The following is a 15,456-nucleotide window of genomic DNA, read 5'->3' on the forward strand; positions in this document are numbered from 1 at the left end:
ACTCCGTTTTCTCCACCGTTCTCCATGTAGAATGGAATAATAAAAAACTTAATATCATTGACTGTCCGGGTTCGGACGATTTCGTAGGCAGTACAGTAACTGCATTAAATGTGACCGACACTGCAATTATTCTTCTCAATGGCCAATATGGTGTCGAAGTCGGTACGCAAAATCATTTCCGATATACTGAAAAATTGAATAAGCCAGTTATTTTTCTAGTCAACCAGCTTGATAATGAAAAATGCGACTATGATAACATCCTTGAACAACTGAAAGAAGCTTATGGTTCAAAAGTTGTTCCCATCCAATATCCTATCAGTACAGGTCCGGGCTTTAATGCTTTGATTGACGTACTGTTGATGAAGAAATATTCGTGGAAACCCGAAGGCGGTGCTCCAACGATTGAAGATATTCCGGCAGAAGAAATGGATAAGGCGATGGAAATGCATAAAGCATTGGTGGAAGCCGCTGCCGAAAATGACGAAGGTCTGATGGAGAAATTCTTCGAGCAGGAATCTCTTTCGGAAGACGAAATGCGTGAAGGCATCCGCAAAGGGTTGATTGCCAGAGGAATGTTTCCTGTATTCTGCGTTTGTGGCGGTAAGGATATGGGCGTCCGTCGTTTGATGGAATTTTTGGGTAATGTAGTTCCTTTTGTTTCTGAAATGCCTAAGGTAGAGAATACGGACGGCAAGGAAGTGGCTCCTGATTCAAACGGGCCGGAATCTCTTTATTTCTTCAAAACAAGTGTGGAACCGCATATCGGTGAGGTCTCTTATTTTAAAGTTATGAGCGGTAAAGTTCATGAGGGAGATGATTTGCTGAATGCCGATCGTGGTTCGAAAGAGCGGATTGCGCAGATTTATGTGGTGGCCGGTGGCAACCGTGTGAAAGTGGAAGAATTGCAGGCCGGTGATATTGGCGCTGCCGTGAAACTGAAAGACGTGAAGACCGGTAATACACTGAATGGCAAGGATTGCGATTATAAATTCAACTTTATCAAATATCCGAATTCTAAATATTCCCGTGCTATCAAACCGGTGAACGAAGCGGATGTGGAAAAGATGATGACCATCTTGAACCGTATGCGCGAAGAGGATCCGACGTGGGTAATCGAACAATCAAAAGAATTGAAACAGACATTGGTGCACGGACAGGGAGAGTTCCATCTTCGTACATTGAAATGGCGGTTGGAAAACAATGAAAAACTTCAGGTGAAATACGAAGAACCGAAGATTCCGTATCGCGAAACGATTACGAAAGCTGCACGTGCTGATTATCGCCATAAGAAACAATCCGGCGGAGCCGGCCAGTTCGGTGAGGTTCATCTGATTGTAGAACCTTATAAAGAAGGTATGCCTGTGCCCGATACTTATAAGTTCAACGGACAGGAATTTAAGATTACTGTAAGAGGGACTGAAGAGGTACCGTTGGAATGGGGCGGCAAGCTCGTATTTATCAATAGTATCGTGGGTGGTTCTATCGATGCCCGTTTCCTGCCTGCCATTATGAAAGGTATCATGTCTCGTATGGAACAAGGCCCGTTGACCGGTTCGTATGCCCGTGATGTGCGTGTCATTGTTTATGATGGCAAGATGCATCCGGTAGATTCTAATGAAATCTCCTTCATGCTTGCCGGACGTAATGCCTTTAGCGAAGCGTTCAAGAATGCAGGTCCGAAAATTCTGGAACCGATTTATGATGTGGAAGTGTTTGTACCGTCCGACAGGATGGGAGATGTGATGGGTGACCTTCAGGGACGTCGTGCCATGATTATGGGTATGAGTAGCGAGAAAGGTTTTGAGAAACTGGTTGCTAAAGTACCTTTGAAAGAAATGTCTTCCTATTCGACGGCACTTAGCTCGCTTACCGGCGGACGTGCTTCGTTCATCATGAAATTCTCTAGTTATGAGCTTGTTCCGTCAGATGTTCAGGATAAGTTAATTAAAGATTTCGAGGCTAAACAAACCGAAGAATAATTCGTAATTTTCTTAATAGTGTTAAAACCGTCTTCTTTTTTAAGTAAAAGAGGGCGGTTTTTGTTTAACTATGATTAATAAAGATGGAGAAACGCAAGGAAAAGATTTAATTTTTTATTAAATTTGCAAACCAAAGGAGGGCTAATATTGTTGTAGTAATCAGAATACGACCTAAATATCTCCTTTCGGTTAATTTCCGGGAAGTTCCGGTTAAATCAAGTTAATGGATTAGGAGTGTTAATTAGGGAGTGTTAATTTTGTTGCTATGAAGAAGTCAACAATTTGGATATTAGGTATTGTAATGGGGCTTTCCTTCCTCAGTTTGCTGTATTTACAGGTCAGTTATATAGAGGAAATGATGAAGACCCGGAAGGAACAGTTTGATTCGGCTGTACGCAATAGCCTGGATCAAGTTTCCAAGGATGTGGAATATGCGGAAACGCAACGTTGGTTGATTGAAGATGTTTCTGAAGCTGAGAGAAAGGCTCTGATTGAGAACAATGCTTCATTGCAGCAGAATGATTTGGTTCAGCAGACGCAACGGTTTACGATGAAGTCTAAAGATGGAAAGGTATATACGGATTTTGAGTTGAAAGTGATGACTACCAAACCATCTGAACTTCCGAAAGCTATGATTTCTCCTTACAGGGGAACAAAAACTATTCCGGAAACCTCGCGTTCATTGATAGAGGCTATCAAAAACCGATATATGTATCAACGCGAATTGCTGAATGAAGTGGTTTGGCAGATGATTTACCGGGCAAGTGACAAGTCGATTGGAGATAGAGTACGGTTCGGAGACTTGAACGGTTATCTGAAATCGAACTTATATAATAATGGTATAGACTTACCTTTTCACTTTACGGTGATTGATAAGGATGGACGGGAAGTCTACCGTTGTGCGGATTATGACGGAAAGGGGAGTGATGAATTCTATCAGCAGGCATTGTTCAAGAACGATCCGCCTGCAAAGATGAGTGTATTGAAAGTGCATTTCCCGGGAAGAAGGGATTATCTTTTTGACTCGATCAGTTTCATGATTCCGTCGTTGATATTTACGATGGTATTGCTGGTGACATTCATCTTTACGATTTATATCGTATTCCGTCAGAAGAAGTTGACAGAGATGAAGAATGACTTTATCAACAATATGACGCACGAATTTAAAACGCCGATATCCACCATTTCATTGGCGGCGCAGATGCTGAAAGACCCCGCGGTGGGAAAATCCCCGCAGATGTTCCAGCATATATCGGGAGTTATTAATGATGAAACCAAGCGCTTGCGCTTCCAGGTAGAGAAGGTACTCCAGATGTCAATGTTCGACCGTCAGAAGGCGACTTTAAAGATGAAGGAGATTGATGCGAATGAACTGATAGCGGGAGTTATCAATACCTTTACACTGAAAGTGGAACGATATAATGGTAAGATAACATCGAACCTTGAGGCTACTGACCCTGTTATATTTGCAGATGAGATGCATATCACAAATGTAATCTTTAATCTGATGGACAACGCGGTGAAATATAAGAAGCCGGAAGAGGATTTGGAGCTGAAAGTGAGAACGTGGAATGAATCGGGCAAACTGATGATTTCGATACAGGACAATGGTATTGGAATCAAGAAGGAGAACCTGAAAAAGATATTTGAAAAGTTCTATCGTGTGCATACGGGTAATCTGCACGATGTGAAGGGATTTGGACTGGGATTGGCTTATGTGAAGAAAATTATCGTAGAGCATAAGGGAACCATCCGGGCAGAAAGCGACCTGAACGTGGGAACTAAATTTATTATTGCATTACCTTTATTAAAAAATAATTGATATGGACGAGAAACTGCGTATTTTATTATGCGAGGATGACGAAAATCTTGGCATGCTTTTAAGAGAATATTTACAGGCAAAAGGTTATTCTGCTGAGTTATATCCTGATGGAGAAGCCGGTTATAAGGCTTTCTTGAAGAATAAATATGACTTGTGCGTGTTTGACGTAATGATGCCTAAGAAAGATGGCTTCACACTGGCACAGGATGTCCGTGCAGCGAATGCTGAAATCCCTATTATCTTCCTGACTGCGAAAACTCTGAAAGAAGATATTCTGGAAGGATTTAAGATTGGTGCGGATGATTATATCACCAAACCGTTCAGTATGGAAGAATTGACGTTCAGAATTGAAGCAATCCTGAGACGTGTTCGCGGAAAGAAGAACAAAGAAAGTAATATCTATAAGATCGGTAAGTTTACTTTCGATACTCAGAAACAAATTCTGGCTTCGGAAGGCAAGCAGACTAAGTTGACTACCAAAGAATCTGAATTGCTCGGATTGCTTTGCGCTCACGCCAATGAGATTCTGCAACGTGACTTTGCATTGAAGACTATCTGGATTGACGATAACTATTTCAATGCCCGCAGTATGGATGTATATATTACGAAACTGCGTAAGCACCTGAAGGAAGACGATTCTATCGAAATCATTAATATCCACGGAAAAGGTTATAAACTGATTACACCGGAAGTTGAATCTTGATGAGGTTACATTATTAGATAACCACAAATAAAAAATCCCGGAAACATTCGTTTCCGGGATTTTTTATTGATTTCTACGAAATTAATCAGCGATCTTCTTATTGATAACTATATAAGAAATGAGTCCCAGTACTACCAGTACTACTGAGGTACCCAGGATAGCGTTGTTGTTTACATTGCCTGTAAAGGAACAACCCAGCAGGATAACTACTCCGACCAAGATTAAGATCAATCCCAAGTTCTTTAATAAACCTTTCATGTGTGTGTATTTTAATAGATTATTATATTCCAGTCACAAATTAAAGCATAATTCTTTAACGGGCGAAATTATTTAAATAAAAAATCCATTATAAAGATAGGATTTAGTGGATTTTATGATTTAAAGGTCTGTTTCTCTGTTTAATCCTTCGTGTTGAAGAATACCTTTTTCAATACTTCCTGCCCGATGCTTAATTCTTCGAGAGTAATGCCGTGAAGCGCTTCTTTCAAAGTCTGTCCGGCAATGATGCGTGCTTTTTCTTCCAGTTCTTTTCCATCTTTGGTGAGATGGATCAGGTTGGTACGGCGGTCTTTCTTGTCGGAAATGCGTACTACAAGATGCTGCCGTTCCATATTGTCAATCAAGCGGGTCATGCTGGGCTTGTCTTTAAAAGTTGCATTACACAACTCTTGTTGTGTCACGCCGTCTTTTTCCCACAGAAAAATGAGTACCGTCCATTGCTCGGGACTGATTTCCAAACCGTTCTGGCGGAAGTTACGGTACAGTTTACGGTTGATTGCCGCAGAAACCTTGCCATTCAGTATGGCAAAAATAAGCCGGATGTCGAAGTTGAATTGCTCTATCATGAAATTATTGTTTAAACAACTTTGCAAAGGTAAACCACTTCTCGGATAATTCCTACATTAGGATACAAAAAAAGATTAAATATTTGTAGTTCAAAATAAATTCCCTAACTTTGCACCCGCATTTAAAAATCAAAGAATTATTTATTTAATTAAACGAAGTATGAATCAATACGAAACCGTTTTCATTTTAACTCCCGTTTTATCTGATGTTCAGATGAAGGAAGCGGTAGAAAAATTCAAAGGTATTCTTCAAGCTGAAGGTGCTGAGATTATCAATGAAGAGAACTGGGGACTGAAGAAATTGGCTTATCCAATCCAGAAAAAGTCTACAGGTTTCTATCAACTGATTGAGTTCAATGCAGAACCTACTGTAATTGACAAGTTGGAAGTAAACTTCCGTCGTGATGAACGCGTTATCCGCTTCTTGACTTTCAAGATGGATAAGTATGCTGCAGAATATGCTGCTAAGAGAAGAAGTGTTAAATCAAACAAAAAGGAGGATTAATCATGGCACAACAAGTTCAATCAGAAATCAGATATTTAACTCCGCCGTCAGTAGACGTTAAGAAGAAAAAATACTGCCGTTTCAAAAAGAGCGGTATTAAGTACATCGACTACAAAGATCCTGAATTCTTGAAGAAATTCTTGAATGAACAAGGTAAAATCCTTCCGCGTCGTATCACAGGTACTTCTCTGAAGTTCCAACGTCGTATCGCGCAGGCTGTGAAGAGAGCTCGTCACTTGGCATTGTTGCCTTATGTAACTGACATGATGAAATAAGAAGGAGGAAAAGTATGGAAATTATATTGAAAGAAGACGTAGTAAACTTGGGTTATAAGAACGATATCGTAAACGTGAAATCCGGATACGGTCGTAATTATCTGATCCCGACTGGAAAAGCTGTCATCGCTTCTCCTTCTGCAAAGAAAATGTTGGCTGAAGAACTGAAACAACGCGCTCACAAACTTGAGAAAATCAAGAAAGATGCTGAGGCTGTTGCTGCTAAGTTGGAAGGCGTGACTTTGACTATTGCAACTAAAGTTAGCTCAACCGGTACTATCTTCGGTTCTGTTGGTAACATCCAGATCGCTGAGGCTTTGTCTAAGCTGGGTCATGAAGTTGACAGAAAGATCATCGTTGTAAAAGACGCTGTGAAAGAAGTTGGTAGCTATAAGGCTATTGTTAAACTTCACAAGGAAGTTTCGGTAGAAATTCCTTTCGAAGTAGTTGCTGAATAAGAGCAAATTTACTTCATATATGAAAAGCGATTTGTTCTGAAGGAATAAATCGCTTTTTTTTATTCCCTGCTGTACTAATAATATGAAATTCAGACGTTGTTTATTAAAGAAGGGATTTTTTTTACTGCTGGTTACCTTGAGTGTTGCCGGTGGTAATCTTTATGCAAACAACGAATTGAAATTGTTGACGGACTCATTGCATAGGATGATAGATGGAAAGTCTGTCTTTGTTCATAAAAAAGAGGCGCGGATTAATCGAATCAAATGTAAATTGAAAGCTTCTAATTTAACTTTGGAGCAGGAATACAAGATTAACGTCCAACTCTATAATGAGTACAGAAAATTTGTTGTAGATTCGGCAATCCATTATATAGACAGGAATGTTGAGATTGCCCGTCGGATGAATAGGACTTATTTAAAGTACGAGTCGTCCTTACAACTTAGCCTTCTGTATTCGATGTGTGGAAGGTACAAGGATGCGGAATTTATTCTTGAAAATATAAAAACATCGGAACTTCCCCATGAACTATTGCCTGTCTATTATGAAACCTACTCCCGGTTCTGGGAATATTATTCTATCTCTACCACCAACAATCGGTATGGAAAACAACGAGCGGCTTATCAGGATTCATTATTAGCACTCCTTGACCATAATTCTTTTGATTATAAACTGTCCAGAGCATATTATTATAGCAGAAATGATTCTGTTAAGGCGAAGGAGATAATCAGGGAATTGCTGGAGACGGAAGAGGTCGGCTCGCCTAACTATGCCATGATTACTCATTCGTGTGCAGGAATGTACAGGTTTCTCAATCGGCCGGATGAGGTGAAGAAATATTATATGCTGTCTGCCATTGCGGATATTCAGAATGCTACACGCGAGACTGCTTCTTTGCAGGCATTGGCATTGATACAGTATGAAGACAAGAAACTGGCTGATGCTTTTAAATTTACACAATCCGCTATTGATGATGTCGTTTCTTCAGGAATTCATTTTCGTGCGATGGAAATTTATAAATTCTATTCTATTATCAATTCGGCTTATCAGACGGAGCAAGCAAGGTCAAGGGAAAATTTAGTTACTTTCCTTATTTCAACCAGTATTATCCTTTTTCTCTTAGTCTTGTTGGTGATATGCATCTATTTTCAAATGCGGAAAATTCTGAGGATAAAGCGGGCGTTGGCGCAAAGTAACGAGAAACTGTTGAAGTTGAATGAGAAGTTGAATGCTATGAATAGCCAATTGAATGATACGAATAGTCAGTTGTGCGAAATTAGTAATGTGAAAGAGCATTATATTGCTGAATTTTTTGATGTATGTTTCAGCTATATTAGCAAGATGGAGAAATACCAGAATGTACTGTATAAGTATGCTATCAACAGATACTACGAAGAGCTAATCAAGAAATTAAAATCATCCACACTTATTGACGAAGAATTATCCGCTTTGTACGCCCGTTTCGATAAGGTCTTTTTGGGTCTGTATCCGACTTTTGTTTCTGATTTTAATGCTTTGTTGAAAGATGAAGAGCAGATTGTCTTGAAACCGGATGCATTATTGAACAGGGAACTTCGTATTTATGCACTGCTGCGATTGGGAATTACCGACAGTGGCAAGATTGCAAATTTTCTTCGCTGCTCAACGAGTACGGTTTATAACTATCGCACGCGAATGAGAAATAAAGCGGCAGTCGACAGAGATGCATTTGAGAATGAAATTATGAAAATAAGTTCAACTCAAGAGAAATAATTGCTGTCATAAAGAAAAAAAGCATTCCAGAACATCTACATTTTTTAGACCTTCCGAAAATGATAATTGGTTTATATCTAATCTATTAGCTCTAATTCTTATCTACACAAAGTTATCTAAATCGGATAAAACGTTGTTTATTTGGCTAGTTTTGCAATATCGGTTTTCGATTTATCTGTCGGATGGCAGAAAAATTGATGACTTATTCATTTTTTGTACTTAAATTCACTATGTTTTATGGACACGCAATCTTCAGTAGGCACAAGAATTAAGGTCGGTATAATCGGTTTCGGTAGAATGGGAAGATTCTATTGGGAGGCGATGCGGAAAAGTGGGCGATGGAACATTGCTTATATTTGTGATACCGATCCGAAAACACGTCAATTGGCTGAGAAATTATCTCCGGAATCTCATATAGTAGAGGATAATCAATGTATTTTTGAAGACGACAGTGTGCAGGTTGTCGGACTTTTCACTTTGGCGGACTCACGAATGGGACAGATAGAAAAAGCCATCCGTTACGGAAAGCATATTATTTCAGAAAAACCTGTTGCAGATACAATGGAGAATGAATGGAAGGTCGTGGAAATGACAGAAAATTCAAATCTTATTTCTACCGTGAACTTGTATTTGCGTAACTCCTGGTATCATAATCTGATGAAGGAATATATCCGGCAAGGCGAAATAGGAGAATTGGCTATTATCCGCATTTGCCATATGACTCCCGGATTAGCGCCGGGTGAGGGGCACGAATATGAAGGGCCTGCTTTCCATGATTGCGGAATGCATTATGTAGATATAGCACGTTGGTATGCCGGTTGTGATTACCGGACATGGAATGCCCAAGGGGTGAATATGTGGAATTATAAAGACCCCTGGTGGGTGCAATGCCACGGAACTTTTCAGAATGGCGTAGTCTTCGATATTACTCAGGGCTTTGTCTATGGACAATTGTCTAAGGATCAGATACATAATTCGTATGTAGATATAATCGGAACCAAAGGAGTAGTCCGCATGACACATGACTTCAATACTGCCGTTGTCGATTTGCACGGAGTGAACCAGACTATTCAGGTGGAAAAACCTTTCGGTGGTAAGAATATAGATGTATTATGTGACTTGTTTGCAGATTCGGTGATAACCGGGCAGCGTAGTCCCCGCTTGCCGTTGATGCGTGATTCGGCCATAGCGTCCGGATATGCGTGGACGTTCCTGAAAGATACACGTGCCCACGACTTGCCGGCTATCGGTAATCTGCGTACGTTGGAACAAATCCGTGAACGGAGAAGAAATATGAAAAATGGATATGGATTGCTACACAGTAATCTTCCACAAATAACGAACCCTTAAAACAAATAATTATGTCAGACATTTCGAGGAGAGACTTTCTCAAAACGGGCGCTATGGCTTTGGCAGGCATTACCATTGCTCCGAGTTCTATCTTAGGTATGAGTCACGGTCATGTGGCTCCCAGTGATAAACTGAATCTTGCAGCCGTGGGTATTGGCGGCATGGGGCATGCCAACATTAATAAAGTGAAGGGCACTGAAAACATTGTGGCTCTTTGCGATGTGGATTGGAAATATGCAAAAGGTGTGTTCGACGAGTTCCCGAAAGCAAAGAAATACTGGGATTATCGTAAGATGTACGATGAAATGGGCAAATCTATTGATGGGGTAATCATTGCTACTGCCGACCATACTCATGCTATTATCACTGCTGATGCGATGACAATGGGCAAGCACGTATTCTGCCAGAAACCGTTGACCCACTCTGTTTACGAGTCTCGTCTGCTGACTAAACTGGCTGCTTCAACCGGCGTTGCTACTCAGATGGGTAATCAGGGTGCTTCCGATGAAGGTACGGATTTGGTTTGTGAATGGATATGGAACGGTGAAATAGGTGAAGTGACTAAGGTGGAATGTGCTACCGACCGTCCTATCTGGCCACAAGGACTGAATGCTCCAGAAAAGGCGGACCGCATTCCTAGTACGCTGAACTGGGATTTGTTTACCGGTCCGGCTAAGTTGAATCCGTATAATGAAATTTATCATCCCTGGAACTGGCGCGGATGGTGGGATTATGGAACAGGTGCATTGGGTGATATGGCGTGTCATATTCTGCACCAACCGTTCAGAGCTTTGAAATTGGGATATCCTACCAAGGTAGAAGGCTCTTCTACATTATTGCTGAGTGCTTGTGCTCCACAGGCACAGCATGTGAAAATGATTTTCCCGGCCCGTGATAATATGCCTAAAGTGGCGATGCCGGAAGTTGAAATCCATTGGTATGATGGTGGTATGATGCCCGAACGTCCGAAGGGATTCCCGCAAGGAAAACAACTGATGCAGAGTGGGGGAGGTTTGACAATTTTCCACGGAACGAAAGATACCTTGATTTGCGGATGTTATGGACAGAATCCCTGGTTGCTTTCCGGTCGTAAACCTAATGCTCCGAAAGTTTGCCGTCGTGTGCCTAATGCCATGAATGGCGGTCACGAAATGGACTGGGTGCGTGCTTGCAAAGAAGACAAGTCAAGTCGCGTCATGACTAAATCTGACTTCTCGGAAGCAGGCCCGATGAATGAGATGGTAGTGATGGGAGTATTGGCTATCCGTCTGCAAGGTTTGAACAAGACTTTGGAATGGGATGGCGCTAATATGTGTTTTACCAACATTGGTGATAATGAAACGATACGGACTTGTGTGAAAGACGGATTCAAGATTCATGACGGCCATCCTACTTTCGACAAGACTTGGACAGAACCGGTGAATGCGAAACAATTCGCAGCCGAGCTGGTGAAGCATAATTATCGTGAAGGCTGGAGGCTGCCTGATATGCCCAGATAAAAAGAATATCCTAATCAAATAACAGAATAATATCATGAAAAAAGTTTTTTATCCTTTAGCTTGTTGTTTAGTAGCAGGAGTTTTCACTTCTTGCGGTGGTCAGAAAGCCGGTAATGCCCAGGACGGGCAGACATCGGACAAAGTTGCATTGTCTTATTCTAAATCATTGAAAGCAGTGGAAGCGGACAGCTTGAATTTACCTGTCGATAAAGATGGTTATATCACTATCTTTGACGGTGAGACGTTTAATGGATGGCGTGGTTACGGTAAGGATCGTGTTCCTACCAAGTGGACAATTGAAGATGGTTGTATTAAATTCAACGGAACCGGTGGCGGTGAGGCTCAGGACGGTGACGGTGGTGACTTGATTTTTGCCCATAAGTTTAAAAACTTCGAACTGGAAATGGAATGGAAAGTTTCCAAGGGTGGTAATTCTGGTATTTTCTATTTGGCTCAGGAGGTTACATCAAAAGATAAAGATGGCAATGACGTGCTTGAACCTATTTATATTTCCGCGCCCGAATATCAGGTGCTGGACAATGCCAATCATCCGGATGCCAAATTGGGTAAGGACGGTAATCGTCAGTCGGCTTCTTTGTATGACATGATTCCGGCAGTTCCTCAAAATTCCAAACCGTTCGGCGAATGGAATAAGGCGAAGATTATGGTTTATAAAGGCACGGTTGTTCACGGTCAAAACGATGAAAACGTATTGGAATATCACTTGTGGACCAAACAGTGGACAGATATGTTGCAGGCAAGTAAGTTTAGCGAAGAAAAATGGCCTTTGGCATTTGAATTACTGAACAACTGCGGTGGCGAAAACCATGAAGGATTTATCGGATTGCAGGATCATGGTGATGATGTCTGGTTCCGCAATATCCGCGTGAAGATTCTGGACTAATCGCACACATAAGAAAAAAGGCGTGGATAACACGGTTTTTCTAACTGTTGTTATTCTATAACAACCGTATACTCCGCGTAATCCGCGCCAAAAGATTTTTATGTAAAAACTGAATAATTATAACCCCTGTTAACTATTGTATGAAAACCCGAATGTGCATCTGTGCTTTGGCTGTTTTTCTCATGATTCCGGTTGCAATGACTGCACAAGCGAAGAAAAAAGCTAAAAAGGCAAAGAAAGAAGTAGCTATTCAGCTCTATTCTGTTAGAGATATATTGAATAAGGTAGACAATAAGGACGGAAAATGTGATCCGGCTTATACTGCCATTCTCGAGAAATTGGCAAAAATGGGATATACCGGTGTTGAAGCCGCCAATTATAATAATGGAAAATTTTATGATAGGACACCGCAGCAATTCAAGAAGGATGTTGAATCGGTCGGAATGAAAGTCTTGTCTTCGCATTGCACACGTGCTTTGTCAAAAGAAGAATTGTCTTCCGGTGATTATTCAAAATCACTTGAATGGTGGGATAGGTGTATCGCCGACCATAAGGCGGCAGGAATGAAATATATCGTAGCTCCCTGGATGGATGTCCCTAAAACGCTGAAGGACTTGGAGACTTACTGCTCTTATTATAATGAAATAGGCAAACGCTGTAAACGGCAGGGTTTGCAGTTCGGTTATCATAATCACGCCCATGAATTTCAGAAAGTGGAGGGCAATGTGATGTATGACTATATGCTGGAGCATACGAATCCTGAATATGTTTTCTTCCAGATGGATGTTTACTGGGTGGTTCGCGGTCAAAACAGTCCGGTAGATTATTTTAATAAATATCCGGGTCGGTTCAAGATATTCCATATCAAAGACCACAGGGAAATCGGGCAGAGTGGAATGGTAGGTTTCGATGCTATCTTTAAGAATGCAAAGACGGCAGGAGTAAACTTTCTTGTAGCTGAGATTGAAAAATACAGTATTCCGGTAGAGGAGAGTGTGGAGATGAGTCTGGATTATTTATTGGATGCTCCCTTTGTGAAGAGTTCTTATTTAAAATAATTCCTTTTCTAAATAGTAGAAACTGCTTGCGATAAGGCATAAAAAAAGTCTGTGCATGCTTTGCATGTCAGACTTTCAATTCCCTCTAGGCTGTTACTGAATTATTCAGCTACAGTTTCAGTTACTTCTACTGCTACGCTATCAGTTGCTGTAGTATCTGCTGCTGCCTGTTCTGCTTCAAGAGCTGCTGCTTCTACTGCTGCGATTGAGTCAGCGATACGGATAGAATCTGCAGTTGCTTTTGCAGCGTCTGCTGCTTTGTTACCACATGATGCGAATGATACAGCTACGATAGCTACTGCCATTAAAACTAATTTTTTCATTTTCTTTGCTTTTTAAAAACGTAATACAATCAATTGCTTTATTAAAACGCTGCAAAGGTATGTACTTTTTCAATATGTTGTTCTCGAAAAGCCAACTTTTTTTATATTTTTTTTGGTAACTGGCCCCTTTCTCATTCTTTCTCTATGTTTTAGAACATATTAATCGACAGCTATACTGTTATATAGGTATCTTTTGATACTTCTTTTCGGAGTTTTTTCGAACTCCGTAGGATAGAGTTGTATCTTACTGATTTTTTCGTAAGCGGCTACGTTAGCGTTCAGATTCTTGAGATTCTCGTCCATGATTGTTTTCAGGTTGTCAGGGTTGTTCAGACCGAGTGAATCCAGTGCTTCGTAATCGGCATAGACGAGTGCTACCAACTTCTTATTACGTTCGATGACGATACTTTCGAGGATAAACGGCAGGCTGTTGAGCTTCGTTTCCAATTCTTCCGGAAAGATATTCTGCCCGCTTGAACTCAGAATCATGGTCTTGAGACGTCCGCGGATGAAAATATTGCCGTTGGCATCCATTGTTCCCAGGTCACCGGTGCGCAACCAGCCGTCTTCAGTGAATACTTCCTGTGTGGCTTCCGGATTCTTATAATATCCTACCATTGTATTCTCACCGCGTACCTGTATTTCTCCCACTTCCGCTTCCGGATTTTCTTTGTAGATACGGGCTTCCATAATATCCAGAATCTTTCCTGAAGAACCTAATACAAATTCATTCCAGGGAGCATAGCTGATAAGCGGACCACATTCCGTCATTCCGTAACCGATGGTAAAAGGGAATTTGATTTTATAGAAAAACTCTTCCACTTCCTTATCCATGGCTGCACCGCCGATGATAATCTCTTTGAAACGACCGCCCAATGCGTCAATCAGGCGTTTGCGTATCTGATTATAAATCTGCGTGTCGAGCAAAGGAATATTGAGCGCCCATTTCATTCCTTTCTTATTAATAAGAGGCTGGATGATATTCTTATATATTTTCTCGATGACGAGCGGAACGGTGATAATCAGGTTCGGTTTCACTTCCTCAAAAGCCTTCATGATGATTTTGGGCGAAGGAGTTTTTCCAAGCAAGGTGACATGCGTGCCGACGGCTGTTGCTGTCAGAAAGTCGAATGCACAGCCATAAGCATGGGCGAGCGGAAGGAAGGAAAGCACTTTGTCTCCCTTTTTGAGTAATTCGGTACGGATACCGAAAGTGACGTTTCCGGCGAGGTTGTTGCCAGTCAGCATGACTCCCTTGCTGAAGCCGGTAGTACCGGAAGTATAGTTCAGGAGCATAACTTTGTCATTGGACAAAGTGGTGTACTGCACATCTTCGCGGGAAAACCCTTTCGGATAAGAAGAGTGCATTTCTTTATCGGTGTTCTTCAGGAATTTCTGTATCGTTTCTCCGTCACGCTGATACAGGCAGCGGAAGTCAGTCAGTGAAAATACCCCCCTTAATCCGAGTAATTTCTCTTCTTCCAGATTTTCCCAAATGCTGTCGCTTGTAAACAGGAAAACAGATTCGGAGTGGTTGACGATATGATGAACATCGTTGGGAGTAAAGTCCTGAAGGATGGGCACGACAATTGCGCCATAGGTGATGGTTGCCATATAGGCGATGCACCAGTGTGCGTTATTTTTGCCGATAACTGATATTTTATCTCCTCTGCGGAGGCTACAATGCTTGAATAACAAGTGTAAACGGGCGATTTCTTCAGCTACCTGTCCATACGTATATTGGGTATTTTCTCCGTAATCGGTATAACAGGGCAAATCCCAATTCTCACGAAAACTATTTTCGTATAGTTTGATGAAATTCTCTTTAATCATTGCACGTTTTTTGGTGAATTGTGCAAAAATAGGAATAAACTTTCGTATCCAAAAGGGTTTTACTAATAATAATGTGTAACTTTGCACTAAATATGTGTTATAACAGCTTATGATAGATACCACTGTATTTCAAAATAAGACAGCCGTTTATT

The 15,456-nt window shown here is 41.1% G+C and carries 15 protein-coding genes; 11 read left to right on the forward strand and 4 right to left on the reverse strand.

Translation table 11 applies throughout. The features are described from left to right. From RDN93_RS19625 to RDN93_RS19635, 3 genes are all read left to right on the forward strand, one after another. Nucleotides 1-1,979, forward strand: a 1,979-nt coding sequence (locus RDN93_RS19625; protein ID WP_308747054.1) for an elongation factor G, incomplete at its 5' end; no start/stop codon positions are given. A 265-nt stretch (nt 1,980-2,244) separates the two neighbouring features. After that, nucleotides 2,245-3,801: a HAMP domain-containing sensor histidine kinase gene (locus tag RDN93_RS19630; protein ID WP_308747055.1), complete on the forward strand. Its 1,557-nt coding sequence runs from the start codon at nt 2,245-2,247 to the stop codon at nt 3,799-3,801. Nucleotide 3,802: 1 nt separating this feature from the next. Further along, nucleotides 3,803-4,504: a response regulator transcription factor gene (locus RDN93_RS19635; protein WP_308747056.1), complete on the forward strand. Its 702-nt coding sequence runs from the start codon at nt 3,803-3,805 to the stop codon at nt 4,502-4,504. Between the two features lie 81 nt (nt 4,505-4,585). Here the strand turns inward: RDN93_RS19635 and RDN93_RS19640 are convergent, their stop codons facing one another. Together RDN93_RS19640 and RDN93_RS19645 are read right to left on the reverse strand one after the other, a co-directional pair. Further along, complete coding sequence (locus RDN93_RS19640) at nt 4,586-4,762, reverse strand: hypothetical protein (RefSeq protein ID WP_308747057.1); 177 nt, start codon at nt 4,760-4,762, stop codon at nt 4,586-4,588. 140 nt (nt 4,763-4,902) lie between these two features. After that, nucleotides 4,903-5,349: a MarR family winged helix-turn-helix transcriptional regulator gene (locus tag RDN93_RS19645; RefSeq protein ID WP_005678715.1), complete on the reverse strand. Its 447-nt coding sequence runs from the start codon at nt 5,347-5,349 to the stop codon at nt 4,903-4,905. Between the two features lie 160 nt (nt 5,350-5,509). Between RDN93_RS19645 and rpsF the strand changes: the two genes are divergently transcribed. From rpsF to RDN93_RS19685, 8 genes are all read left to right on the forward strand, one after another. After that, entirely contained in the window at nt 5,510-5,854 is a 345-nt protein-coding gene (gene rpsF, locus RDN93_RS19650; protein ID WP_308747058.1) for a 30S ribosomal protein S6, read from the forward strand. 2 nt (nt 5,855-5,856) lie between these two features. Further along, nucleotides 5,857-6,129 carry a 30S ribosomal protein S18 gene (gene rpsR / locus RDN93_RS19655; protein ID WP_004307964.1) on the forward strand — a complete coding sequence of 91 codons (273 nt, stop codon included), beginning with the start codon at nt 5,857-5,859 and terminating at the stop codon, nt 6,127-6,129. A 14-nt stretch (nt 6,130-6,143) separates the two neighbouring features. Then, entirely contained in the window at nt 6,144-6,587 is a 444-nt protein-coding gene (gene rplI / locus RDN93_RS19660) for a 50S ribosomal protein L9 (RefSeq protein WP_308747059.1), read from the forward strand. Between the two features lie 82 nt (nt 6,588-6,669). Continuing rightward, on the forward strand, nt 6,670-8,337 hold the full coding sequence (locus tag RDN93_RS19665) for a DUF6377 domain-containing protein (RefSeq protein WP_308747060.1): 1,668 nt from the start codon (nt 6,670-6,672) through the stop codon (nt 8,335-8,337). A 237-nt stretch (nt 8,338-8,574) separates the two neighbouring features. Then, entirely contained in the window at nt 8,575-9,687 is a 1,113-nt protein-coding gene (locus RDN93_RS19670; RefSeq protein WP_308747061.1) for a Gfo/Idh/MocA family oxidoreductase, read from the forward strand. A gap of 11 nt (nt 9,688-9,698) precedes the next feature. Further along, a complete protein-coding gene (locus RDN93_RS19675) occupies nt 9,699-11,186 on the forward strand; it encodes a Gfo/Idh/MocA family oxidoreductase (protein ID WP_308747062.1) in 1,488 nt (495 codons plus the stop codon). A 34-nt stretch (nt 11,187-11,220) separates the two neighbouring features. Then, nucleotides 11,221-12,090, forward strand: coding sequence for a DUF1080 domain-containing protein (locus tag RDN93_RS19680; protein WP_308747063.1), 870 nt, complete (start codon nt 11,221-11,223; stop codon nt 12,088-12,090). Nucleotides 12,091-12,230: 140 nt separating this feature from the next. Then, nucleotides 12,231-13,148 (forward strand): sugar phosphate isomerase/epimerase, encoded by a 918-nt coding sequence (locus RDN93_RS19685; protein WP_308747064.1) that lies wholly within the window; start codon nt 12,231-12,233, stop codon nt 13,146-13,148. A 101-nt stretch (nt 13,149-13,249) separates the two neighbouring features. Here the strand turns inward: RDN93_RS19685 and RDN93_RS19690 are convergent, their stop codons facing one another. Both RDN93_RS19690 and RDN93_RS19695 read right to left on the reverse strand, forming a co-directional pair. After that, nucleotides 13,250-13,471 (reverse strand): hypothetical protein, encoded by a 222-nt coding sequence (locus RDN93_RS19690; protein WP_024987192.1) that lies wholly within the window; start codon nt 13,469-13,471, stop codon nt 13,250-13,252. A gap of 159 nt (nt 13,472-13,630) precedes the next feature. Continuing rightward, on the reverse strand, nt 13,631-15,304 hold the full coding sequence (locus tag RDN93_RS19695; RefSeq protein ID WP_308747065.1) for a long-chain fatty acid--CoA ligase: 1,674 nt from the start codon (nt 15,302-15,304) through the stop codon (nt 13,631-13,633). Nucleotides 15,305-15,456: the final 152 nt, after the last annotated feature.

Origin of the sequence: uncultured Bacteroides sp., from assembly GCF_902491285.1 — a bacterium.
In the GTDB taxonomy this organism is placed as follows: domain Bacteria; phylum Bacteroidota; class Bacteroidia; order Bacteroidales; family Bacteroidaceae; genus Bacteroides.

Coding starts and splice junctions, on each gene's coding strand:
- RDN93_RS19685 (WP_308747064.1), top strand. CDS start 12,231: ATGAAAACCCGAATGTGCATCTGTGCTTTGGCTGTTTTTCTCATGATT.
- RDN93_RS19695 (WP_308747065.1), bottom strand. CDS start 15,304: ATGATTAAAGAGAATTTCATCAAACTATACGAAAATAGTTTTCGTGAG.
- RDN93_RS19680 (WP_308747063.1), top strand. CDS start 11,221: ATGAAAAAAGTTTTTTATCCTTTAGCTTGTTGTTTAGTAGCAGGAGTT.
- RDN93_RS19640 (WP_308747057.1), bottom strand. CDS start 4,762: ATGAAAGGTTTATTAAAGAACTTGGGATTGATCTTAATCTTGGTCGGA.
- RDN93_RS19690 (WP_024987192.1), bottom strand. CDS start 13,471: ATGAAAAAATTAGTTTTAATGGCAGTAGCTATCGTAGCTGTATCATTC.
- RDN93_RS19630 (WP_308747055.1), top strand. CDS start 2,245: ATGAAGAAGTCAACAATTTGGATATTAGGTATTGTAATGGGGCTTTCC.
- rpsF (WP_308747058.1), top strand. CDS start 5,510: ATGAATCAATACGAAACCGTTTTCATTTTAACTCCCGTTTTATCTGAT.
- RDN93_RS19645 (WP_005678715.1), bottom strand. CDS start 5,349: ATGATAGAGCAATTCAACTTCGACATCCGGCTTATTTTTGCCATACTG.
- RDN93_RS19670 (WP_308747061.1), top strand. CDS start 8,575: ATGGACACGCAATCTTCAGTAGGCACAAGAATTAAGGTCGGTATAATC.
- RDN93_RS19675 (WP_308747062.1), top strand. CDS start 9,699: ATGTCAGACATTTCGAGGAGAGACTTTCTCAAAACGGGCGCTATGGCT.
- RDN93_RS19635 (WP_308747056.1), top strand. CDS start 3,803: ATGGACGAGAAACTGCGTATTTTATTATGCGAGGATGACGAAAATCTT.
- rpsR (WP_004307964.1), top strand. CDS start 5,857: ATGGCACAACAAGTTCAATCAGAAATCAGATATTTAACTCCGCCGTCA.
- rplI (WP_308747059.1), top strand. CDS start 6,144: ATGGAAATTATATTGAAAGAAGACGTAGTAAACTTGGGTTATAAGAAC.
- RDN93_RS19665 (WP_308747060.1), top strand. CDS start 6,670: ATGAAATTCAGACGTTGTTTATTAAAGAAGGGATTTTTTTTACTGCTG.